At 68.0% G+C, this 21,477-nt stretch carries 20 protein-coding genes and 1 tRNA gene; 10 read left to right on the forward strand and 11 right to left on the reverse strand.

Features of this window, described 5'->3' with window-relative positions; translation table 11 throughout:
* Position 1: 1 nt before the first annotated feature.
* The 3 genes from LZK98_RS19815 to LZK98_RS19825 form a co-directional block, all read right to left on the reverse strand.
* Positions 2-745 (reverse strand): FadR/GntR family transcriptional regulator, encoded by a 744-nt coding sequence (locus LZK98_RS19815; protein ID WP_233784228.1) that lies wholly within the window; start codon positions 743-745, stop codon positions 2-4.
* Positions 746-1,101: 356 nt separating this feature from the next.
* Positions 1,102-1,176 (reverse strand) — tRNA-Thr (locus LZK98_RS19820).
* A 428-nt stretch (positions 1,177-1,604) separates the two neighbouring features.
* Positions 1,605-3,395: an aminopeptidase P family protein gene (locus tag LZK98_RS19825; protein WP_233784229.1), complete on the reverse strand. Its 1,791-nt coding sequence runs from the start codon at positions 3,393-3,395 to the stop codon at positions 1,605-1,607.
* Between the two features lie 133 nt (positions 3,396-3,528).
* Here LZK98_RS19825 and LZK98_RS19830 point away from each other — a divergent pair, with 133 nt between their 5' ends.
* On the forward strand, positions 3,529-5,586 hold the full coding sequence (locus tag LZK98_RS19830; RefSeq protein ID WP_233784230.1) for a S9 family peptidase: 2,058 nt from the start codon (positions 3,529-3,531) through the stop codon (positions 5,584-5,586).
* A 32-nt stretch (positions 5,587-5,618) separates the two neighbouring features.
* Here the strand turns inward: LZK98_RS19830 and LZK98_RS19835 are convergent, their stop codons facing one another.
* The 3 genes from LZK98_RS19835 to LZK98_RS19845 form a co-directional block, all read right to left on the reverse strand.
* A complete protein-coding gene (locus tag LZK98_RS19835; RefSeq protein ID WP_233784231.1) occupies positions 5,619-5,876 on the reverse strand; it encodes a YjhX family toxin in 258 nt (85 codons plus the stop codon).
* 175 nt (positions 5,877-6,051) lie between these two features.
* A complete protein-coding gene (locus tag LZK98_RS19840) occupies positions 6,052-6,408 on the reverse strand; it encodes a GntR family transcriptional regulator (RefSeq protein ID WP_233784232.1) in 357 nt (118 codons plus the stop codon).
* Between the two features lie 37 nt (positions 6,409-6,445).
* Positions 6,446-7,024 carry a nitroreductase family protein gene (locus tag LZK98_RS19845; protein ID WP_233784233.1) on the reverse strand — a complete coding sequence of 193 codons (579 nt, stop codon included), beginning with the start codon at positions 7,022-7,024 and terminating at the stop codon, positions 6,446-6,448.
* Between the two features lie 116 nt (positions 7,025-7,140).
* On the opposite strand from LZK98_RS19845, the gene LZK98_RS19850 reads away from it, so the two are divergent.
* Genes LZK98_RS19850 through LZK98_RS19860 form a run of 3 tightly spaced genes read left to right on the forward strand, consistent with a single transcriptional unit; the run spans position 7,141 to position 9,907 of the window.
* A complete protein-coding gene (locus LZK98_RS19850) occupies positions 7,141-8,742 on the forward strand; it encodes a peptide MFS transporter (RefSeq protein ID WP_233784234.1) in 1,602 nt (533 codons plus the stop codon).
* Positions 8,743-8,798: 56 nt separating this feature from the next.
* Entirely contained in the window at positions 8,799-9,503 is a 705-nt protein-coding gene (locus LZK98_RS19855; RefSeq protein WP_233784235.1) for an NnrU family protein, read from the forward strand.
* Positions 9,500-9,907 carry a GFA family protein gene (locus LZK98_RS19860; RefSeq protein WP_233784236.1) on the forward strand — a complete coding sequence of 136 codons (408 nt, stop codon included), beginning with the start codon at positions 9,500-9,502 and terminating at the stop codon, positions 9,905-9,907. The genes LZK98_RS19855 and LZK98_RS19860 overlap by 4 nt, the downstream gene beginning before the upstream one ends.
* A gap of 38 nt (positions 9,908-9,945) precedes the next feature.
* On the opposite strand, the gene LZK98_RS19865 is transcribed toward LZK98_RS19860, so the two are convergent.
* On the reverse strand, positions 9,946-10,893 hold the full coding sequence (locus tag LZK98_RS19865) for an aspartyl protease family protein (RefSeq protein WP_233784237.1): 948 nt from the start codon (positions 10,891-10,893) through the stop codon (positions 9,946-9,948).
* Positions 10,894-10,925: 32 nt separating this feature from the next.
* On the reverse strand, positions 10,926-12,863 hold the full coding sequence (gene acs / locus LZK98_RS19870; protein WP_233784238.1) for an acetate--CoA ligase: 1,938 nt from the start codon (positions 12,861-12,863) through the stop codon (positions 10,926-10,928).
* Positions 12,864-12,998: 135 nt separating this feature from the next.
* On the opposite strand from acs, the gene LZK98_RS19875 reads away from it, so the two are divergent.
* From LZK98_RS19875 to LZK98_RS19890, 4 genes are read left to right on the forward strand one after another with little or no spacing between them, the layout of a single operon-like run.
* Positions 12,999-14,513 (forward strand): efflux transporter outer membrane subunit, encoded by a 1,515-nt coding sequence (locus LZK98_RS19875; RefSeq protein WP_233784239.1) that lies wholly within the window; start codon positions 12,999-13,001, stop codon positions 14,511-14,513.
* Positions 14,513-15,910 carry an efflux RND transporter periplasmic adaptor subunit gene (locus LZK98_RS19880; RefSeq protein WP_233784240.1) on the forward strand — a complete coding sequence of 466 codons (1,398 nt, stop codon included), beginning with the start codon at positions 14,513-14,515 and terminating at the stop codon, positions 15,908-15,910. Before LZK98_RS19875 ends, LZK98_RS19880 begins: the two co-directional genes overlap by 1 nt.
* Position 15,911: 1 nt before the next feature.
* Positions 15,912-16,628: an ABC transporter ATP-binding protein gene (locus LZK98_RS19885; protein ID WP_233786650.1), complete on the forward strand. Its 717-nt coding sequence runs from the start codon at positions 15,912-15,914 to the stop codon at positions 16,626-16,628.
* Complete coding sequence (locus LZK98_RS19890) at positions 16,625-17,833, forward strand: ABC transporter permease (protein WP_233784241.1); 1,209 nt, start codon at positions 16,625-16,627, stop codon at positions 17,831-17,833. The genes LZK98_RS19885 and LZK98_RS19890 overlap by 4 nt, the downstream gene beginning before the upstream one ends.
* An 81-nt stretch (positions 17,834-17,914) precedes the next feature.
* On the opposite strand, the gene LZK98_RS19895 is transcribed toward LZK98_RS19890, so the two are convergent.
* Positions 17,915-18,538, reverse strand: a complete 624-nt coding sequence (locus LZK98_RS19895) for a nucleotidyltransferase family protein (protein ID WP_233784242.1) — start codon at positions 18,536-18,538, stop codon at positions 17,915-17,917.
* A complete protein-coding gene (locus LZK98_RS19900; protein ID WP_233784243.1) occupies positions 18,525-19,442 on the reverse strand; it encodes an XdhC family protein in 918 nt (305 codons plus the stop codon). The genes LZK98_RS19895 and LZK98_RS19900 overlap by 14 nt, the downstream gene beginning before the upstream one ends.
* A 120-nt stretch (positions 19,443-19,562) precedes the next feature.
* On the opposite strand from LZK98_RS19900, the gene LZK98_RS19905 reads away from it, so the two are divergent.
* Both LZK98_RS19905 and LZK98_RS19910 read left to right on the forward strand, forming a co-directional pair.
* Entirely contained in the window at positions 19,563-20,606 is a 1,044-nt protein-coding gene (locus LZK98_RS19905; protein ID WP_406694232.1) for a glycerophosphodiester phosphodiesterase, read from the forward strand.
* Positions 20,607-20,615: 9 nt separating this feature from the next.
* Complete coding sequence (locus LZK98_RS19910) at positions 20,616-20,918, forward strand: hypothetical protein (protein WP_233784244.1); 303 nt, start codon at positions 20,616-20,618, stop codon at positions 20,916-20,918.
* Positions 20,919-20,939: 21 nt separating this feature from the next.
* Here the strand turns inward: LZK98_RS19910 and LZK98_RS19915 are convergent, their stop codons facing one another.
* Entirely contained in the window at positions 20,940-21,443 is a 504-nt protein-coding gene (locus LZK98_RS19915) for a DUF4262 domain-containing protein (RefSeq protein ID WP_233784245.1), read from the reverse strand.
* Between the last annotated feature and the right edge of the window lie 34 nt (positions 21,444-21,477).

A 21,477-nucleotide genomic window follows, 5' to 3' on the forward strand; every position in this document is an offset into this window, starting at 1 on the left:
CCTATTTCCTTGCTCCGGATTCGGTTCTGGCGATGCGTTCGACGCCGTGATTGATCATCGCGCGCATCGCTTCGGCGGCGGTGGCGCCGTCGCCGGCCTCGATCGCGTCGGCGATGCGCTTGTGGCCGCGGACGCTGACCTCATGCTCGCTCTCCTCGCGGACCGGCGAGCTCAGGGTGAACGAGGCGACCAGCGCGGTCTCGACCACCGCCGACATCGACCGCATCAGCACGTTGCCCGAAGCGCGGCCGACCGCGCGGTGGAAATCGAGGTCGGCTTCGGCGAACTCGCGGGCACTGCCGGTGGCGAGCCGCATCGCCTCGACGCAGCGGTGGAGCTCGGCGATGTCCTCGGCCGAACGCCGCTCCGCCGCCACCGCGGCCGCCGCCGGCTCGAGCGCGAGGCGGACCTCGGTGAGGTCGCGGCGGAAGTCCGCGTCGAACCCGCGCGCCACCTTCCACGACAGCACGTCGGCATCAAAAAAGTTCCAGTGCGACGAATCGAGCACGGTGGTGCCGACCCGCGTCTTCGAGACGATCAGCCCCTTGGCGGTCAGCGTCTTCAGCACCTCGCGCAGCACGGTGCGGGAGATGCCGAAACGGCTGAGGATCTCGCTCTCCCCCGGGATCTTGGATCCGGGGGGATAGACGCCGGCGATGATCTCGCCGCCCAGGGCTCGCGCGACCTGATCGTGGCTCGAAAGCGCTCCCTCGGTATATTTGTGGAATTTGGCTGGGGATGCCATCGTGGAAGCTCCTGCTCGACCGCCGCCGGCCGATGCGGGCGGCATCACCACCCGCAGGGCCGGCCCGTCCCCGGGGAATCCGGCAACGTGCCGGACTTCATCGGTCATTTGGCAGCCCCAAGGCAATCGGCCGACAACCGGACAACGAGAGAGCGCCCACCCGGGCCACACCGACCTTCCACTCCCTGTCCATGCACCCTCCCGCGGCATTATATGATTGGTAATATTTTATACACGAACGCGCAAGAAACGCCAGCACGTTAGCGCTACCATAACGCATCCTCATGCGCCGATCACGAATTTTATGGTCGTAGCTGGGCCCCCACAGAGGCAGGTTCAGCGAAAAAGGGGAGAAATGGTGCTGCCGGTGAGGATTGAACTCACGACCTCAGCCTTACCAAGGATGCGCTCTACCACTGAGCTACGGCAGCACTCGCCCGGAGGGGAAGCGCGCTAAGAGACGAGGAGGCGCCGATTGTCAAGGTGATAGCTGCGCGCCTATCGCATCCTCATGGAAACGCCCGACGCCAGAAAAGCCCGCCTCGCCGAAGCGCTGCGCGCCAACCTGCGCCGCCGCAAGGCCCAGGTACGCGAAGCTGCGGCCGAGTCGCCGACGCCGCCTCCGCCGCCGACGTCACCGCGCCGCGAGGATCAGGACGGATAGACGTTCGGGATTGCGGGTCTTCCCTAATCCCGTCCCAACCGTCACCCCGGACTTGTTCCGGGGTTCACCGAGCCCCGCGGTCTGCACTCAAGCCTCTTGCCCCGGTCCTTGCCTCCCGGTGGACCCCGGAACAAGTCCGGGGTGACGGTGAATGAAGAGGAGATGACCTCATCCCCTCAAATCCCGACCCACCCCCTAAATCGGCGCGCATTTGGCGAGCAGCCAGCGGCGGTGCTCGGCGTCGAGGCCGGGGCCGAGCAGGTCCAGCACCTCGGCGTGATAGGCGTTGAGCCATTGCCGCTCGGCATCGCTCAGCAACCGCGGCTCGATCAGCGCGCGTTCGATCGGCGCGAAGGTGAGCGTCTCGAACGCCAGCATCGGCGCGTCGCCGCCGGGCACGTCGCGCTTGACGACCAGGATCAGGTTCTCGATGCGGATGCCGTACTCGCCCGCCTTGTAATAGCCGGGCTCGTTGGAGAGGATCATGCCCGGCCTGAGCGGCTCGGCCGGGCCGCCGCCCGGATAGTTGGGCTTGGCGATGCGCTGCGGCCCCTCATGGACCGACAGATAAGCGCCGACGCCGTGGCCGGTGCCATGAGCGAAGTCGAGACCTGCCTCCCACAGCGGTCGCCGCGCGAAGGAATCGAGCTGGCCGCCGGTGGTCCCCTCCGGAAACACTGCGGTGGCGATGGCGATATGCCCCTTGAGCACGCGGGTGAAGCGATCACGCATCTCCAGCGTCGGCTCGCCGATCGGAACGACGCGGGTGATGTCGGTGGTGCCGTCGCGCCACTGGCCGCCCGAGTCGATCAGGTAGAGCTGGCCCGGCTCGATCGGCGCGTTCGATTCGGCATCGGCCTTGTAGTGCGGGCTGGCGCCGTGCGCCCCGGTCGCCGAGATGGTGTCGAACGAGAGGTCGACCGCGCCGGCCTCCTCGCGCAGCTTCTGGAGATGGTCGGAGGCGGCGATCTCGGTCAGCCCGCCCCTGGGCGCCGCGGCCTCGATCCATTTCAGGAACCTGACCATCACCACGCCGTCGCGCGCCTGCGCCGCCTTGTGGCCGGCGACCTCGGCCGGGTTTTTCTGCGCGCGCGGCAGCACGGTGGGATCACGCAGCGCCAGCACGGTCGCGCCGCCCGCATCGAGCGCGTCGAACACCGCCGAGACCGACCGCTCGGGATCGACGACGACGCGCCTTCCGGCGAAGCGGCCCAGCGCCGGCGCGAACTCCCGCCTGTCGTGGACGCGCACCGCGTTGCCGAGATGCTGGGCGACCTCCTCCGTCATCTTCTCGGGCGCGACGAACAGGTCCGCGGTGCCGTCGGCGTTGATCAGCGCATAGGCGAGCGCGACCGGCGTATGCGCGACATCGCTGCCGCGGACGTTGAAGGTCCAGGCGATCGAATCGAGCGCCGAGAGCACGGCGGCGTCCGCGCCCTGCGCGGTCAGCCAGTCGGCGACCTCCGCCCGCTTGGCGGCGGAGGATTTGCCGGCGAGCGCATCGTCCTGCACCACAAGCCGCGCATCAGAAGGTGCAGGCTTGTCGGGCCACACCGCATCGACCGGATTGGTGTCCACCGCCACCAGCTCCGCCCCTTGGCCGGCGAGCGCCTTTCGCGCCTCCTCGACCCAGGCGCGGGTATGCAGCCACGGATCATAGCCGATCCGCGCGCCCTGGCCCGCGTTGGCGCGCAGCCACTCGGCGACGCTGGTGCCCGGCACCGACACGAACTGCCAATCGCTGCCGTCGACCTGCTGGCGGACCTGCAGCGTGTAGCGCCCGTCGGTGAAGATCGCCGCGCTTTCCGGCAGCACCACCGCGGTGCCGGCCGAGCCCTGGAAGCCGGTCAGCCACTCGAGCCGGCGCGCGTAGGAACCGACATATTCGGACATATGCTCGTCGGTGAGCGGCACGACGAAACCGTCGAGCCTGCGGGCCCGCAGCTGCTCGCGGAGCGCCGTCAGACGATCATGATGCGTGGACACGCCAACCTCCGTTCGCTCTGGGCTTGCCTGTCCCGGCGCGAGCCGGAATCGAAGGCCGTATTCTTTCTTACCGACCGGGTTAGAAGAAAGGACAGGGCTTCGACAAGCTCGGCCCGAACGGTATGGGAGGCGTATGTCGAACCTCCCCGCACCCCCGATCGCCGACCGGCGCGCGCACACCTCCACCGTCCATGGCGTCACGCTCGACGATCCCTGGGCCTGGCTGCGCGACCCGGGCTATCCCAAGGTCACCGACCCCGACGTGCTCGCCTATCTCAAGGCGGAGAACGACTATTACGAAGCGGTGATGGCACCGCTGAAGCCGCTCGCCGACACGCTATTCACGGAGATGCGCGGCCGAATCAAGGAAGACGATTCGTCGGTGCCGCAGAAGGACGGCGACTGGCTCTACTGGACCGATTTCGAGACCGGCGGAGAATATCGCCGCTGGTGGCGCAAGCCCGTCGGCGGCGGCGAGAACCAGCTCATCCTCGACGAGCCGGCGCTGGCGAAGGGCAAGGAGTATTTCCGGCTCGGCGGCTTCTCCGTCTCCAACAACGGCCGCTGGCTCGCCTATGCCTATGACGACAACGGCTCCGAGCGTTTCCTGCTCAAGGTCAAGGACCTCGAGACCGGCGAGCACCTGCCGGACGAGATTCCCGGCATTCTCTCCGACATCGTCTGGACCAGCGACGACAAGGGCTTCCTCTACGGCCTCGCCAACGACCAGTGGCGCACCGACAACGCCCGCTACCACCGGCTCGGCAGCGCCCCGGCCGAGGACGTCGAGCTCTATCATGAGGACGACGAGGGCTATCGCGTCGGCGTCGGCGAGACGCAGTCGCGCAAGTGGCTGATCGTCTCGACCGGCGACCATGTGACGAGCGAGGTGCGCCTGCTTCCGGCCGATGATCCCTTCGCCGATCCGATCCTGGTCGCCCCGCGCAAGCCCGGCCGCGAATATGACGTCGAGGAGCATGACGGCACGCTCTACATCCACACCAACGACACCGATCCAATGTGGCGGCTGGTGACGGCGCCGATCGCCGATCCCGGCAACTGGTCCGAGCTGATCGCGCCTTCGCCGCATTTCTACATGACCGGCGTCACCACCTTCGCCGATTTCTTCGTGATCGAGGGGCGCGAGGACGGGCTCGATCAGGTCGAGATCCATTATTACGACGGCCACCCCAAGCGCCGCATCGCCTTCCCGGAGGCGAGCTATGTCGCCGGCGTCGGCGACAATCCGGAATATCGCATCGACAAGCTCCGGCTGGGTTACGAATCGATGGTGACGCCCGGCACCGTCTATGACTACGACCTCGCCGACGGCAGCCTGACCACGCTCAAAGTGCAGGAGATTCCCTCGGGTTACGACCCGTCGAAATATGCCACCGAGCGGCTCAAGATCACGGCCCGTGACGGCACCGAGGTGCCGGTTTCCATCGTCTATCCCAGGGGCTTCCCGCGCGACGGATCGGGCAAGCTCTATCTCTACGCCTATGGCGCCTACGGCTATGCAATCCCGCCCGGCTTCTCGACCAGCCGCATGTCGTTCCTCGACCGCGGCATGGCCTTCGCCATCGCCCATATCCGCGGCGGCGACGACCTCGGCCAGCAGTGGTATCACGACGGCAAGCTCGAGAAGCGCGCCAACACCTTCAACGACTTCGTCGACGTGGCGAGGGGACTGATCGAGCGCGGCTTCACCCACGAGGGCGGCATCGCCATCGCCGGCCGTTCCGCGGGCGGTGAGCTGATGGGAGCGGTGGTCAATTCCGATCCCGAGCTGTGGGGCGCGGTGGTCGCCGACGTCCCGTTCGTCGACGTGCTCAACACCATGCTCGACGCCAGCCTGCCGCTGACGCCGGGGGAATGGCCAGAATGGGGCAACCCGATCGAGGACAAGGCGGCCTTCGACCTCATCCGCAGCTATTCGCCCTACGACAACGTCCGGGCGCAGGCCTATCCGCCGCTCTACATCTCGGGCGGGCTCAACGATCCGCGCGTGACCTATTGGGAACCGGCCAAATGGGCGGCGAAACTGCGCGCGACCAAGACCGACGACAATGTCCTGGTGCTCAAGACCAACATGGGCGCCGGCCACGGCGGCAAGTCGGGGCGATGGGAAAGCCTGCGCGAAGCCGCCGAGGAGATGGCGTTCATCCTGTGGCAGATGGGGGCGGAATAGGGTCCTCCCCGAGCAAGCTCGGGGAGGATTGGTCAACGATTGTCGAGCTGCGCCCTTACCGCCTCCAGGCCCAGGCGGCTGATGCGGTAGGGCTGTCCGCCCAAGCTCGCGATCAGACCGCGCCGCTTCAGGCGCCGGAACAGGGCGAGGGTGCAGTCGGCGAGGACGAAGCCCTCGCGCGTGAAGCAGATCGCCTCGACGATCCGTCCGGTGTCGTCGCGGCGGTGGACGATGCGCCCGCCCTGCGCCAGCGCGTGGAGCACGCGCTGCTCAAATCGGGAAATATTCACGGAAGTTGGTCCGCTGTTATGCGTGAACGGAGCATCCCGCCTGCTCGGGCAGAACGCGCGTACGCCGACGGTCAGCGGAACCCATGGTTCACGCCGCGTCGGATCAGCGGATGGCAAGTTCCTTCATGAAATCCTCGAAATGCGCTCGGACCTTAGGCGAGCGCGCCACCGGCGATCAAGCCGGCTCGTTCTCCAGCAGCTCGGCCGCGTCGAGCCCGAGCAGCGCGATATATCCACGCACCCGCGGCCACACCCCGGTCAGGAACCGCTCGCGCTCGGCAACACGCAGCCGGTCGACCGCGCCCGGCAGCACGAACATGCCGACGCCGCGCCGCACCTCGACATAGCCCTCGTCTTGGAAGCTCTGGTATGCCTTGGCGACGGTCAGCGGGTTGGCGCCCTGGTCGGCGGCGAAGGCCCGGACCGAGGGAAGCTGGTCGCCGGCACGATACTCGCCCCTGAGGATCGCGGCCGCGATCGCGGCGCGGAGCTTGAGATATACGGGACCGTCTTCGTGCTCGAGCGCTGTCATGCTGCCATAATACACCGATTCGGCGGTACGTCCACCCTCATCCTGTCCACTTCCGGACAATGCTGTTCATTTCCGGACGCGGCCGCTCCTCGATCGGCCGGGAGGGCGTACCGATAAAGACGAAACCGGCGATCCGTTCCGGCGCCGCGCCGAACAGGTCGCGCACCGCATCCGAATAGGCCGCCCAGCCGGTCAGCCAGCCGCCGGCGAAGCCCATCGCGGTGGCGGCATGGAGCAGGTTCATGCCGGCGGCGCCGGCCGACAGCTCCTGCTCCCACAGCGGGATGTGGCTGTCGGGCTTCGGCGCGGACAACACCACCACCAGCGCCGGCGCCTGGCGGGCAAAGCTGTCCATCGCCTCGATCTCCAGCCGCCCCGCCTCCGGCCGCTCGGCGCGATAGGCGGCGACCAGCTTCGCCGCGAAGGCATCGCGCGCCTCGGCCGGCACGATCACGAAGCGCCACGGCGCAAGCTTGCCGTGATCGGGCACGCGCGCGGCGATCTCCAGCATGGCGTCGAGCTGGGCGTCGTCTGGACCGGGGCCGACCAGGTCGCGCGGCTTACCCGACCGGCGCGTGGCGAGCAGCGCGAGCGGGGAGGAGAGGTCGTTGAGCATGACGGTGCCCGTACCAGCCCCTCCACATCGCAACAATGTTTCACCGCGCCCGATTACGCGCTAATCTGATCGATCATCACTTGCCGTATCGACGGCCCTGGGGACCCTCGCATTCCATGATCACACCTTCCGTCTCGGGCGGCGTTCCGGCCGATGCCAAGACCTTCCTCGGCCATCCGCGCGGCCTCTACATGCTGTTCTTCGCCGAGATGTGGGAGCGTTTCTCCTACTACGGCATGCGCGCGATCCTGGTCTTCTACCTCACCAAGCATTTCCTGCTCGGCGACCAGCCCTCCTATGCGATCTACGGCGCCTATACCGCGCTCGTCTACATCACGCCCGTCATCGGCGGGATGATCGCCGACCAGTATCTCGGCGCGCGCAAGGCGGTGCTCGCCGGCGGCGCGTTCATCGCCTTCGGCCACCTGCTGATCGCGCTGGTCGAGGGACCGCACGGGATGCAGGGCGGCTATCTCGGCGGCTTCTACCTGGCGCTCGCGGCGATCATCGTCGGCACCGGCTTCCTCAAGGGCAACATCTCGGTGCTGGTGGGGCAGCTCTACGCGCGCGACGACGTGCGGCGCGATCCCGCCTTCTCGATCTTCTACATGGGGATCAACCTGGGCGGGTTCCTCGGGCCGATCGTCGTCGGCTATCTCGGCGAGCGCGTCGGCTGGTCGTGGGGGTTCGGCGCGGCCGGGATCGGCATGATCCTCGGCCTGGTGGTGTTCGTGCTGTTCCAGCGCGAGCTGCACGGCGCGGGCGAGCCGCCGTCGCGCGAGGCGCTCAAGGCGCCGGTCGTCCCCGGCCTGTCGCGCGAATGGGCGACCTATCTGGCGGCAGCGCTCGGCGTGCTCGCGATCGGCTGGGTGATCCAGTATCAGAACGCGGTCGGCTGGGCGCTGGTCGCCTTCGCGCTCGTCACCTTCGTCTACGTCCTCTACCGCGCGGTCGCGACGCTGCCGCGGGTCGAGCGCAACCGCGTGTTCGCCGCGCTCTACCTGATCGCGCTGTGCCCCTTGTTCTGGGCCTTGTTCGAGCAGCAGGGATCGTCGCTCAACATCTTCACCGACCGCTCGGTCGACCGCGTCTATTTCGGCTGGGAGGTGCCGGCGTCGCTGTTCCAGTCGGTCAACTCGGTCTTCATCATCCTGTGCGCGCCGATGTTCGCGGGGCTGTGGACCTGGCTCAACAAGCGCAACCTCGAGCCGACCGCGGCCTTCAAGTTCGGCATCGGGCTGATCCTGGTCGGCGTCGGCTTCTTCGCGGTCATCGTCGGCGCCGGCACCGGGCGCGGCGGGCTGACCCCGGCGATGTACGTCATCCTGCTGTTCTTCTTCCACTCGGCGGCCGAGCTGTGCTTCTCGCCGGTCGGCCTGTCGTCGATGACGCGGCTGTCGATCCCGTCGATGACTGGCCTCATGATGGGCAGCTGGTTCCTGGCGATGGCCGCCGGCAATTTCCTCGCCGGGCTGATCGCGCAGGCGACCGGCGCCGAGGGCGCGGGGGTCGAGGGAATGCTCGACGTCTATGCCAAGATCGGCTGGTGGTCGATCGGCATCGGGGTGATCGCGCTCGGCGTGGCGCCCTTCATCACCCGGCTGATGCACCTCGACTCGCTCGGCGAGCCGCAGGTCGACCACGCGATGGCGGGCGAGAACGAGCTGGCCGAGGGCGCAGCCGCAGGTCCGGATGCTAGCCGCGGACTTAAGGCTTAGGGTGCACGCCGGGCGATGATGCGCTACTCTCTCCCCGAGCAAGGGGGAGGGCCGCCATGTCACCGCTCGGCTGGGTCGTCGTCGCCGCGATCGCGTTCGTCGGATCGCATTTCCTGCTGTCGCATCCGCTCCGCGCGCCGGTCACCCGGGCGCTGGGCGAGCGGGGGTTCTTCGGACTCTATCTGCTCACCGCCTGGGCGACGCTGATCTGGCTCGGCTGGGCCTATGCGACCATGCCGCCGGAGACGCCGCTGTGGCCGGTCGGCGACGGGTTGTGGATTGTCGGCACCGTGCTCATGTACGTCGCGAGCGTGCTGCTGATCGGCTCTTTCGCGCGCAACCCGGCTTTCCCCACCCGGCCCGGCACCCCGCCGCCGACAGACGTGCCCGAGCCGCGCGGGGTGTTCAGCGTGACGCGCCACCCGATGATGTGGGCGTTCGCGCTGTGGGGCGTGACGCACATGCTGGTGATGCCTATCCCCTCGAACCTCGTGCTGGCGGGCGCGATCGCCGTGCTCGCGCTGGTCGGCGCGGCGCTGCAGGACCGGAAGAAGGAAGCGCAGCAGCCGGAACGCTGGCGCGCGTGGGAGGCGAAGACCAGCTATTGGCCCTTCGCCGCGATCGCCGCGGGGCGGACGCGGTTCACCCCGGCCGGCGTGGTGCCGGTGCTCGGCGGGCTCGCGCTGTGGCTCGCCGCCACCTGGGCGCACATCCCGCTCACCGGCTGGCCGGCGGGCGTGTGGAAGTGGATCGGCGGATGACGGAACGGATCACGGAAGGCGGCTGCCGCTGCGGCGCGGTCCGCTACCGGGCGGTCGGGGAGCCGCGCGCCACCTCGCACTGCCACTGCAGCGACTGCCGCCGGATGGCGGGCGCGCCGACGCTCGCCTGGGTGATCTTTCCCGAGGACAAGCTGGCGATCGTCGCGGGCGCGACCGCGATCCACGAGACCTCGCCCGGCGTCGAATGGGGCTTCTGCGCGCGGTGCGGCACGACGCTGACCTACCGCCGCGCCAATCGGCCGGGCCTGTTCGACGTGACGACCGCGACCCTCGACGACCCCGAAGCCTTTCCGCCCGAGAAGGAGATCTGGACCGGCGAGCGGCTGTCGTGGGTCCGTTCGGACCCGGCGATCCCGCACTATCCGCGAACCAGCGCGGACTAGGATACGGAGAGTAGAGGATCGGCCGATCCGACCGCCCATCAATTGGTAACGGCCGACGACAGTCTCGGGACGAGCCAGAGCTTGCCCGCCTTGACGTCCATGACGAAGAAGAACCTGCCGAGCAGCCCCATGCCGAGCAAGCCGTCGCCGAACTCCGCGGGCCAGGGCTTGATGGTCGCCGGCACGTCCTTCTGCGCGACCGGTCCGATCCCGACCTCGGGCAATCGTGCCGAATCGACCATATGGAGCTGGCCCTCACCACCGGCGACAAGCTTCCCGGAGAGCTGCGCGTCCTTGATCCCGAGCCGCGCCCAGGCGGCCGGCATAAGGGAGAGGCCGTCGCTGGCGCCCATATCCACAGTCAGCAACAGCGTCTGTCCGTTGACCGTTACCTCGATCTGCGGCCTGTCGCCCCGAAGCGCGACCATGGGGAAGGCTTCAGGCGGTTTCGCCGCTCCGCTCGGCGCCAGCTGGAAGGTGCGGCGGCCGGGATCAACATTGACCGACAATTCCCTGAAATGCTCGGCGCCGAGAACATACTCGATCTTGCGGCCGACCAGCTTGGAGAGCGGCGCCAGATCGACGGCGGCGGCCGGGCCCTGGATCGTCAACTGCCCCGGGATCGCGACCGGCACGGACAATGCCAGCCTGGCGGGCAACTCCCCGGTCGCCGTCCTGATCATCTTGGTCTTGGTGCCGAATGCCAGTCCCGCCGCCTGCGCGAGACCGGCATCGATCAGGCTCGGACTGGCGCGATTGTCGAGCAGGGCCAGCACATCGCGGCCGGCGACGTTCGCCTTGAAGAGGATCAGGTTGCCCGCCGTTTCATATTGAACCGGCGCGCGCTTGTCCTTGGTGAGGAAGCGCAGTTGAACCGGATAGGTCTCCACCGGCTGCTGGTCGCCGGCCGAAGCGGGTTTCGAGACTTGAGGCGCGGCCTGGGGAGTTAGAACGAGAGCCGAAAGCAGCAGCATCCGCGACAGCATTCAATGGCTCCCCTTCCATCGTCACCGCATTTCTAGATCTTTCCCACCCGGTTCACCACCAGATCGTCGACCACCGCCGGATCGGCGAGCGTGCTCGTGTCGCCGAGGCTCGACACGTCCCCTTCCGCGATCTTGCGCAGGATGCGGCGCATGATCTTGCCCGAGCGCGTCTTGGGCAGGCCCGGCGCGAACTGGAGCGCGTCCGGCGTCGCGATCGGGCCGATCTCGGTGCGGACCCATTTGACCAGCTCGGTGCGGAGCGCCTCGCTCGCCGTCTCGCCGGCGTTGAGCGTGACATAGGCATAGATGCCCTGCCCCTTCACGTCGTGCGGCATCCCGACCACCGCCGCCTCGGCGACCTTGGGGTGGAGCACCAGCGCGCTCTCGACCTCGGCGGTGCCCATGCGGTGGCCGGAGACGTTGATGACGTCGTCGACGCGGCCGGTGATCCACCAGTATCCGTCCTCGTCGCGGCGGCAGCCGTCGCCCGTGAAATATTTGCCGCGATAGGTGGTGAAATAGGTCTGGAAGAAGCGCGCATGATCGCCCCACACGGTGCGCATCTGCCCCGGCCAGCTGCGCGCGATCACCAGATTGCCCTCGGTCGCGCCCTCCAGCACCTTGCCTTCGGTATCCACCACCTGCGGCTCGATGCCGAGGAAGGGCACCGTCGCACTGCCGGGCTTCAAGTCGGTGGCGCCGGGGAGAGGGGTGATCATGTGGCCGCCGGTCTCGGTCTGCCACCAGGTATCGACGATCGGGCAGCGGCCCTCGCCGACCACGTCGTAATACCAGCGCCATGCCTCGGGATTGATCGGCTCGCCGACGGTGCCGAGCAGCTTGAGGCTCTTGCGGCTGGTGCTGGCCACATGCTCGTCGCCCTCGCGCATCAGCGCGCGCAGCGCCGTCGGGGCGGTGTAGAGGATCTCGACCTGGTGGCGGTCGACCACCTGCCAGATGCGGCTGGCGTCGGGCCAGTTGGGCACGCCTTCGTACATCAGCGTGGTCGCGCCGTTGGCGAGCGGGCCGTAGAGGATGTAGCTGTGCCCGGTCACCCAGCCGATGTCGGCCGCGCACCAATAGACCTGCCCCGGCCGGTAATCGAACACCAGCTCATGGGTGAGGCTCGCCCACAGCAGATATCCTGCCGAGCTGTGCAGCACACCCTTGGGCTTCCCCGTCGATCCCGAGGTGTAGAGGATGAACAGCGGGTCCTCGGCGTCCATCGCCTCGGCCGGGCAGTCGGCGGAGACCCTGGCCGCCGCATCGTGATACCAGACGTCGCGCTCGCCCATCACGATGTCGCCGCCCGTCGCCTTGACCACGATCACGCGCTCCAGGCTCGGCGTGCGCGCCGCGGCCGCATCGACGTTCGCCTTGAGCGGCACGCGCTTGCCGCCGCGGCGGCCCTCGTCGGCGGTGACGACGATCTTCGAATCGCAATCCTGGATGCGGCCGGCGAGAGCGTCGGGCGAGAAGCCGCCGAACACCACCGAATGGATCGCGCCGATCCGCGCGCAGGCGAGCACCGCGAACGCCGCCTCGGGGATCATCGGCATGTAGATGGTGACGCGGTCGCCCTTCCTGACGCCCTCCGCCTTCAGCACGTTGGCGAAGCGGCACACCTCCTCGAACAGCTGGAGATAGGTGAAGCGCCTCGGCTCCTCGGCAGGATCGTCCGGCTCCCAGATCAGCGCCGTGTCGCCGCCGCGGCTGGCGAGGTGACGGTCGAGGCAGTTGGCGGCGACGTTGAGCCGGCCGTCCGCGAACCAGCGGATGCCGAAATCCGCCTCGTCGAAGCTCCATTCGCCCGCCTTCGTCGGCGGCACGATCCAATCGAGGCGCTTGGCCTGCTCCAGCCAGAAGCCGTCCGGATCGGCGAGCGAGGCGTCGTACATCGTCCGGTAACGGGCCGCGTCGACCCGCGCATGGCGCGCCCACTCCTCGGGAACCGGATAGACGTCGGCCATCTGCAATCTCCTTTGCCGCGCCCTTTGCCCAAGGGTCATGGGAGGGCGCAAGTCTGAACGAACATTTCCGATCGACGACAATTCGCGACATAAATCCGCTGGACGGCCGGGCCTTGTCCGGTCATCTCATCGCGCATGATGCCGCGTAGCCTGCTCGTCATCCTGACCGCCTCGGGCGCGCTCGCCGGCTGCGCCGTGGGACCGGACTATCACCCGAGGACCGCCGATCAGCTCGGCGTGCCGGATGCCTATTCGGTGCCGGCGGACAGCACCCGGCGCGAGGACCTGACCCAATGGTGGACGCGCTTCGACGATCCGCTGCTCCAGCGGCTGGTCGCCAGCGCCGCCGCCACCAACCTCGACGTGGCGCAGGCGGTGACGCGGCTCCGCCAGGCGCGCGAATCGCTGGTGCAGGCGCGCGCCGACCTGCTGCCCAGCGTCAGCGGGTCGGGCAATTATTCGCGCAACGTCAACATCCGCGGCGGCACCAGCACGATCACCCTGCCCGACGGCACCGTCACCAACATCTCGCGCAGCTCGAACGACAGCTTCTCGATCGGCGCCGACGCCTCCTATCAGGTCGACCTGTTCGGCGGCGTCCGCCGCGGCATCGAGAGCAGCCGCGCGCAATATCAGGCGACGGGCTACGACTATGCCTCGGTGCTGATCTCGACCCAGTCGGAGATCGCGCGCAACTACATGCTCGCGCGGCAGGCGCAGGCGAACCTCGTCAATGCCAAGGCATCGCTCGCGATCCAGGACGACAATCTGCAGATAGCGCAGTGGCGCGTGCAGGCGGGCCTCGTCTCCTCGCTCGACCAGGAGCAGGCGCGCTCGCAGCGGGCGCAGACCGCAGCCTCGATCCCGCCGATCGAGCAGAGCTACAATGCTGCGGTCTCGCGCCTCGCGGTCCTGACCGGCCAGGCGCCAGGCGCGCTCAAAGGCGAGATGGAGGCGGTGAGGCCGATCCCCGAGGGCCCGAAGACGGTCGGCGTCGGCATCCCGGCCGAGACGCTGCGCCAGCGTCCCGACGTGCTCGCCGCCGAGCGCAACCTCGCGTCCGCGACCGCCCAGATCGGCGTCGCCAAGGCGCAGCTCTACCCCGCGCTGCGCCTCACCGGCAGCATCGACACCAACGCCAACATGATCGGTTCGATCGGCGACATCATCACCGGCAGCGTCTTCGCCGGCCTCACCCAGCTCATCTTCGACGGCGGCCGCGTGCGCTCGCAGGTGCGCTCGAACGAGGCGGCGGCGGACGGCGCGCTGTTCGCCTACAAGGGCACCGTGCTGACCGCGCTGGAGGACGTCGAGAACGCGATCGTCGCGCTCAAGGCCGCCGAGGCGCGCGAACGCGAGTTCGCGGTGGCGCTGGATGCCGCGAACACCACCGCGATCCTCTCGCGCAGCCAGTACCAGGCCGGGCTCACCGACTTCACCACGCTCAATCAGGCCGAGGCGTCGCTGCTCTCCGCACGAAACGGCCTCACCCAGGCGCAATCCGACCGCGCGACCGCGCTCGTCCAGCTCTATGTCGCGCTCGGCGGCGGCTGGGACAGCACCGCCGTGCCCGAAGCGCCGCCCGCCGGCGCCCCGCAGGGCACCGTCGCCGCGGGCATACCCCCTTCGCCACCGCTGCAGGACCGCTGATGGCTACCAACACCGCAGAGCTCAACGACTTCCTCGGCGCCAAGAAGGTTCCCGCCTGGCGGCGCTGGGCGAAATGGGTGGCGATCGTCGTCGTCCTGCTGCTGCTCGCGCTGCTCGTCTCGCGCTGCGTGTTCGGTACCGCCGGCAAGCCCGAGTTCGAGACGCAGGCGGCGCGGCGGGGCAATCTCACCGTCACCGTCTCGGCGACCGGCAAGCTCGCGCCGACCAATCAGGTGACGGTGGGCTCTCAGTTGTCGGGCCTGGTCACCAAGGTGATGGTCGACGTCAACGACCGCGTCACCGCCGGCCAGCCGCTCGCGCTGATCGATCCCGAGCAGATCGACGACCAGATCCGCCAGGGCGAGGCGCAGATCGCCGCCAACCAGGCGCAGGTCCGCGTCCAGCAGGCGACGGTGGCGGAGGCGCAGGCGCAGCTCCACCGGATGGAGGAGGTCTCGCGCCTGTCGGGCGGCCGCGTCCCGGCCAAGACCGAGATGGAGACGGCGCGCGCCAACTACAGCCGCGCGGTCGCCTCGCTCAAGGCGTCGCAGGCGGCGGTGACGCAGGCCCAGGCGCAGCTCGCCCAGTCGCGCACCCAGCGTGCCCGCGCGGTGATCGTCTCGCCGGTGTCGGGCGTGGTGCTCGCGCGCCAGGTCGATCCGGGCCAGACCGTCGCCGCCTCGTTCAACACGCCGACGCTGTTCGTGATCGCCGAGGACCTCTCCAAGATGAAGCTGGAGGTCGCGATCGACGAGGCCGACGTCGGCCAGGTCCAGCTCGGCCAGAACGCCAAGTTCACCGTCGACGCCTTCCCGGGCAAGACCTTCCCGGCGGTGATCACCCGCGTCGACCTGGGATCGAACCTGACGGTCGCCAACGCGACGTCGTCATCGTCCTCTTCCACCAGCGGTACGTCGAGCACGCAAGGGCAGGTGGTATCCTATGCCGCGGACTTGACCGTCGGCAATCCGACACTCGAGCTCCGCCCCGGCATGACGGCAACCGCCGACATCGTCACCACGCAGAAGGGGAATGTCCTACTCGTCCCCAACGCCGCCCTCCGCTTCCGCCCCCAGACGGCGACAACCGCCCAGTCGGGCGGAGGCATCACGGGCGCGATCGGCATGCGCCCGCGCCGCATCGGCAACCGGGCGCAGCGCGAGGTCACCACCGACCGCGGCGCGCAGCAGACGATCTACGTCAAGGACGAACAGGGCAATCCCAAGCCGATCCAGATCACCACCGGCGACACCGACGGCACCGTCACCGAAGTGACCGGCGGCGACCTCAAGCCGGGCATGCAGGTGATCACCGGCCAGCTCTCCGGCAACAGCGACCGCGCCGCCACCAAGGGACAGCGGCGCCAGCGCACGGGCGGTCCGGGCGGCGGTGGCTGACGTGGCCGGTGATCCGATCATCTCGCTGCGCGGGGTCACCAAGACCTATGGCGAGGGCGCGACCGCCTTCCAGGCGCTGAAGGGCGTCGACCTCGACATCCAGGCCGGCGATTTCGTCGCGGTGATGGGCCCGTCGGGCTCCGGCAAGTCGACGACGATGAACATCCTCGGCTGCCTCGACGTGCCGACCGAAGGGACCTTCCTGTTCCGCGGCCATCATGTCGAGACGCTCGACCGCGACCAGCGCGCGCTGCTGCGGCGGCGCTACCTCGGCTTCGTGTTCCAGGGCTTCAACCTGCTCTCGCGCACCAGCGCGCTCGAGAATGTCGAGCTGCCGCTGCTCTACCGCGGCGAGGACCGCAAGGCGCGTCACGACCAGGGCATGGCCGCGCTCGACAAGGTCGGCCTCGCGGAGTGGTGGGACCATACCCCCGCCGAGCTCTCCGGCGGCCAGCAGCAGCGCGTCGCCATCGCCCGCGCGATCGTGACCGAGCCCGCCGTGCTGCTCGCCGACGAGCCGACCGGCAATCTCGACAGCGAACGCTCGATCGAGATCATGGAGCTGTTGACCGACCTCAACAAGAACAGCGGCATCACCGTGCTCATGGTGACGCACGAGCCCGACATGGCGGCGTTCGCCCACACGGTCGTCCACTTCAAGGACGGGCTGGTCGAGCGGATCGAGGAGAACCACCGGCAGGGAGCGCCGGTGGCATGATCGGCACGACCTTCGTCCTCGCGATCCGGTCGATCCGGCGGCATATCCTGCGTTCGTTCCTCACCATCCTCGGCATCGTCATCGGCGTGGCGGCGGTGGTGACGATGGTGACGCTGGGCAAGGCGACCACCGCGGCGGTGCAGAAGCAGATCGCCGCGCTCGGCACCAACGTGCTCCAGATCCGCCCCGGTCAGGGCTTCGGCCGCGGCGGCGGCGGGCCGCGCCCGCCCGACTTCAAGCCCGAGGACGTCGAGGCGATCCAGCACCAGATCACCGGCGTCACCGCGGTCGCCCCGCAAGCGCAGTCGACCGGCACCGCGATCTACGAGGGCTCCAACTGGTCGACCACGATCAACGGCACCACCAACGCCTATTTCCAGGTCCAGCCCTGGCCGACGCAGCAGGGCCGCACCTTCACCCCGATGGAGGAAGCGGCGGGCAAGGCCGCGTGCATCATCGGCAGCACAGTCTACACCAATCTCTACCGCGGCGGCCGCGCGGTGGGCACGCGAATGCGGATCGGCGGCATCTCGTGCGACGTGATCGGCGTGCTCTCGACCCGCGGCCAGCAGGGCTTCGGCGGCGACCAGGACGATGTCGTCATCATGCCGATCAAGGCGGTGCAGCGCCGCTTCACCGGCACCCGCGACATCCGGCTGATACTGGTCGGCGTCGACGACGATTATTCGACCGCCACCGTCCAGGCATCGATCGAGGACCTGCTGCGCGAGCGGCGCAACATCACCGCGGGCAAGGACGACGACTTCAACATCTTCGATACCAAGCAGATCAGCGACGCGCTCACTCAATCGACAACCATGCTCACCGGCATCGTCGCGGCGGTGGCGGCGATCAGCCTGGTGGTCGGCGGCATCGGCATCATGAACATCATGCTGGTGTCGGTGACCGAGCGCACGCGCGAGATCGGCATTCGCCTGGCGATCGGCGCGGTGGCCAGCGAGGTGCTGATGCAGTTCCTGGTCGAATCGATCGTGCTGTCGATGCTGGGCGGCCTGGTCGGGCTAGTGCTCGGGCAGATTGCGGTGATCGTGATCTCGCCGCTGATCCAGGTCGACTATCTGTTCGATCCGCAGATCAACTTCGTCGCCTTCGCCATCTCGGCGCTGATCGGCGTGGTGTTCGGCTATTTCCCCGCACAGCGCGCAGCGGCGCTGAACCCGATCGACGCGCTGCGGCACGAATAAAGTCCGTCATCCCGGCGAAAGCCGGGATCTCATGCCGTATCGCGCCTTCGCTGGAGATCCTGGCTTCCGCCGGGACGACGGTTATCTCTCGGAGCGGTCGTGCCCCTCCCCGTCGTCGCCGAGGCCGTAGAGCCTGCGCAGCCGCTGCAGGTCCTCGACCGTGTCGATGTCGACCAGCTCGGCCTCGGAGGTGATGACGTGATGGGCGGCGGCGATGATCTTACGCGCGCCCTGGTCGCCTTCGAGCTTCATCAGTTCGTCGAAGTGGTCGCGCCCGAACAGTGCCGGCGGACGCGGGGCAACGCCGTCGCTGGAAGCGAGCACCGCATCCGGCCCGCTGGCATAGTCGAGCAGACGGTAGATGTGCGCGGCCGTGACGCGCGGCATGTCGGCGAGCGCGATCATCACCGCCTCCGCACCGGCCTTCTGCGCCGCGTCGATACCGAAATGCAGCGAGCGTGCCATGCCGCGCTCGGGTTCGGGATTGGTCACCACCTCATAGCCGCACGCGGCGAAATCGACGACAGTGCCGGATACCACCGCGATCCGACGCTTGAACGGCACCGCCTCCAGCGCGACGACGACGTGGAGCGCGAGCGGCTTGTCGAGGAATTCCTCCGCGAGCTTATCGCGGCTGGCACCGTCGAAGCGGAGCGATCGGCCGGCGGCGAGCAGGACGAGGGCGGTGTCTTCAGCTCGGATCATGGAAGGCCCTCACCATGGCGGCAGCGATCGAAAGCGCGATCTCGGCCGGGCCGACCGCGCCGATGTCGAGTCCGACCGGGCCGTCGATACGGGCGAGATCAGCCTCTCCAATGCCCGCGGCGGCCAATCGTTCGCGCCGCGCGGCGTGGCTTTTGCGCGATCCCAGCGCACCGACATAGCCGGTCGGCGCCGACAATGCGGCGATGAGGGCGGGATCGTCGATCTTGGTGTCGTGGCTGAGCGTCACCACCGCCGTCGCCGGATCGGGGGCATAGGCGACGATCGCCTCGTCCGGCCAGCGATCGTCGAGCGTCACGCCGGGAAAGCGCTCTTCAGTGAGGAAGCGGGCGCGGGGATCGATTACGGTGGTCTTCACCCCCAGCTCTCGCGCCATGCCGGCGAGCGCCTGCGCGATCTGAACCGCGCCGACGATCAGCAGCCGGCGCGGCGGATCGTAACGGTTGACGAATCCCGCCTCCAGCGGGCGGAGGCTGCTTTGTCCGCTGCCGAGGTCGGTGTTGACGCTGAGCGCCCGCCCCTCGGCGCGCGCCTCGTCGATTCGGTCGAACAGCTCCGGATCGAATCCCTCCGCCGACACCGGCTGCACCAGCACGGCGATCTCGCCGCCGCATGGCAGCCCCACCTCCCAGGCCGCGGCATCGGCGACACCATAGGTCCTGAGCACCGCCGGCGCACCCGCGATCACCTCCGCGGCGGTGGTGAGGATGTCGGTCTCGACGCAGCCGCCCGACACCGATCCCTCGAACCGTCCGTCCTGGTGGACGATCATGTGCGAGCCCCTGGGCCGCGGCGCCGAGCCCCAGGTCGACACCACCGTGGCCAGCGCCATCGGCGCTCCCTTCCACGCGCGTGCGGCGGCAAGGACGGAATCGTTATCGGCCATCGTTCGTACGGCTTTCCGGGCGCGGCGTCATACGCGTGACTTCTCGGCGGTGGAATGCATTGGCCTCGCCCCGGCGGACATGCCGCGGTAACGCTTGGAGATGGGTTGGTTTCCCCGATGATGACGCGCTTGTTCCGCCTCGGCAACATCCTCCTGCTGGCGCTGCTCGCCGCGCCGGTGCAGGCTGGCGCGATGGACAGCTCCAAGACGATCGTCATCGCCCATCGCGGCGCCAGCGGCCTCAGGCCCGAGCATACGCTCGCCTCCTACGAGCTCGCGATCGAGCAGGGCGCCGACTTCATCGAGCCCGATCTGGTGCCGACCAAGGACGACGTGCTGGTCGCGCGGCATGAGAACAACATCACGGACACGACCGACGTCGCCGCCCATCCCGAGTTCGCCGACCGCAAGGCGACCAAGACCATCGACGGCGTGACGATGACCGGCTGGTTCACCGAGGATTTCACCCTGGCGGAGCTCAAGACGCTGCGCGCCAAAGAACGGCTGCCGCAGCTCCGTCCCGACAATGCGAAGTATGACGGCCGGTTCGAGATCCCGACCTTCGCCGAGGTGATCGCGCTGGCGAAGCGGCACAACGTCGGCGTCTATCCGGAGACCAAGCACCCGACCTATTTCGCCGCGATCGGGCATCCAACCGACGGCCTGCTGCTCGCCGAGCTCAAGAAGGCCGATTGGGACCGCGCCGACGCGCCGGTGTTCATCCAATCGTTCGAGGTGAACAACCTGGAGCGCCTCCACATCCAGACCAAGGTGCGCCTGATCCAGCTCATGGATGCGGAGGGCGGCCCGGCCGACGGCGCCGCGCCGAGCTATGCCGCGATGGCGATGCCTGAGGGACTGAAGGCGGTCGCCGCCTATGCCTATGGCATCGGCCCCAACAGGGACATGGTGGTGATGGGCGACGGTCCGCCGTCCAGCCTGGTCGCCGACGCCCATGCGGCCGGGCTCAAGGTCCATCCGTGGACCTTCCGCGCGGAGAATTTCTTCCTTGCGCCCGCTTTTCGCACCGGCCCCGATCCACGCACGCACGGCCGCATCCGCGACGACATCGCGCGCCAGCTCGAGATCGGCATCGATGGCTTTTTCACGGATTTTCCGTTAGATGGCGTCCAGGCCCGCGACCATTTCGTCGCCGGCCACTGAGGATGTTCGATGCGTAAGTTCGTGCTTCTCCTGCCGCTCGCCGGCCTCGTGACCGGCGGCTGCGTCGCCAAGGCGGCGTGGGATGTCGCCACGCTGCCGGTGAAGGCGGGCAGCCAGGCCGTCGACTGGTCGACCACCAGCCAGGAGGAGGCCGACCGCAACTACGGCCGCAAGATGCGCAAGCAGGAAGCGGAAGAAGGCAAGCAGCGCAAGAAGTGGGAAAAGCACTGCAAGAAGAACCCCGACGATCCCAACTGCGCGCAATATAGCGGTTATCGAGCGGGTGACGGCGATCCCACTCGGCAAAACTGACGGATCCGAACAGCGATCGCTTCAGTCGGCGAGGGCAGAGCGCCAACCTCTTTCCGTGAGATCGATCTGGCTGTTTTCGAACGACCGGTCGAACTGGTCCTCCCAAGGAAACAGACCGGTCCGATCGGGCCATACGATCTGCAAGCAGGGAAATTCGTCCCCTGCATAGAACCAGCGGCTCCAGCCGAGATGATCTTTGTAGTGTCGCTTGGCCACGGGAAAGACGTAGGCAGGGGCATTTCCGAATATGCCCTCGGCTCGCTTGCCGACCGGAAGATCGATGCCCGCCACAGCACCTCGATACAAATCCCAGAATATGTCGTGGGCAGTCTCGTCCTTCATGCCGAACATGATCAGTTCCGGGTGGCCGGCATTTCGCCAAAAACCCGTAGTATAGGAAAATCCGAGGCCGTCCGCGTCGGCGAACACACCAGTCCGGAACCACCCGTGTTCGCGAATCTTGGCGACGAAGGACTGCTCCGCCGAATCGAGCGCTTCGTCTGGAGCGTCCAAGGCTGTCAGCATCTGGGCAATTCCGCAGCTCGCCGCGCTATTTGCA

This window comes from Sphingomonas cannabina, assembly GCF_021391395.1.
In the GTDB taxonomy this organism is placed as follows: domain Bacteria; phylum Pseudomonadota; class Alphaproteobacteria; order Sphingomonadales; family Sphingomonadaceae; genus Sphingomonas; species Sphingomonas cannabina.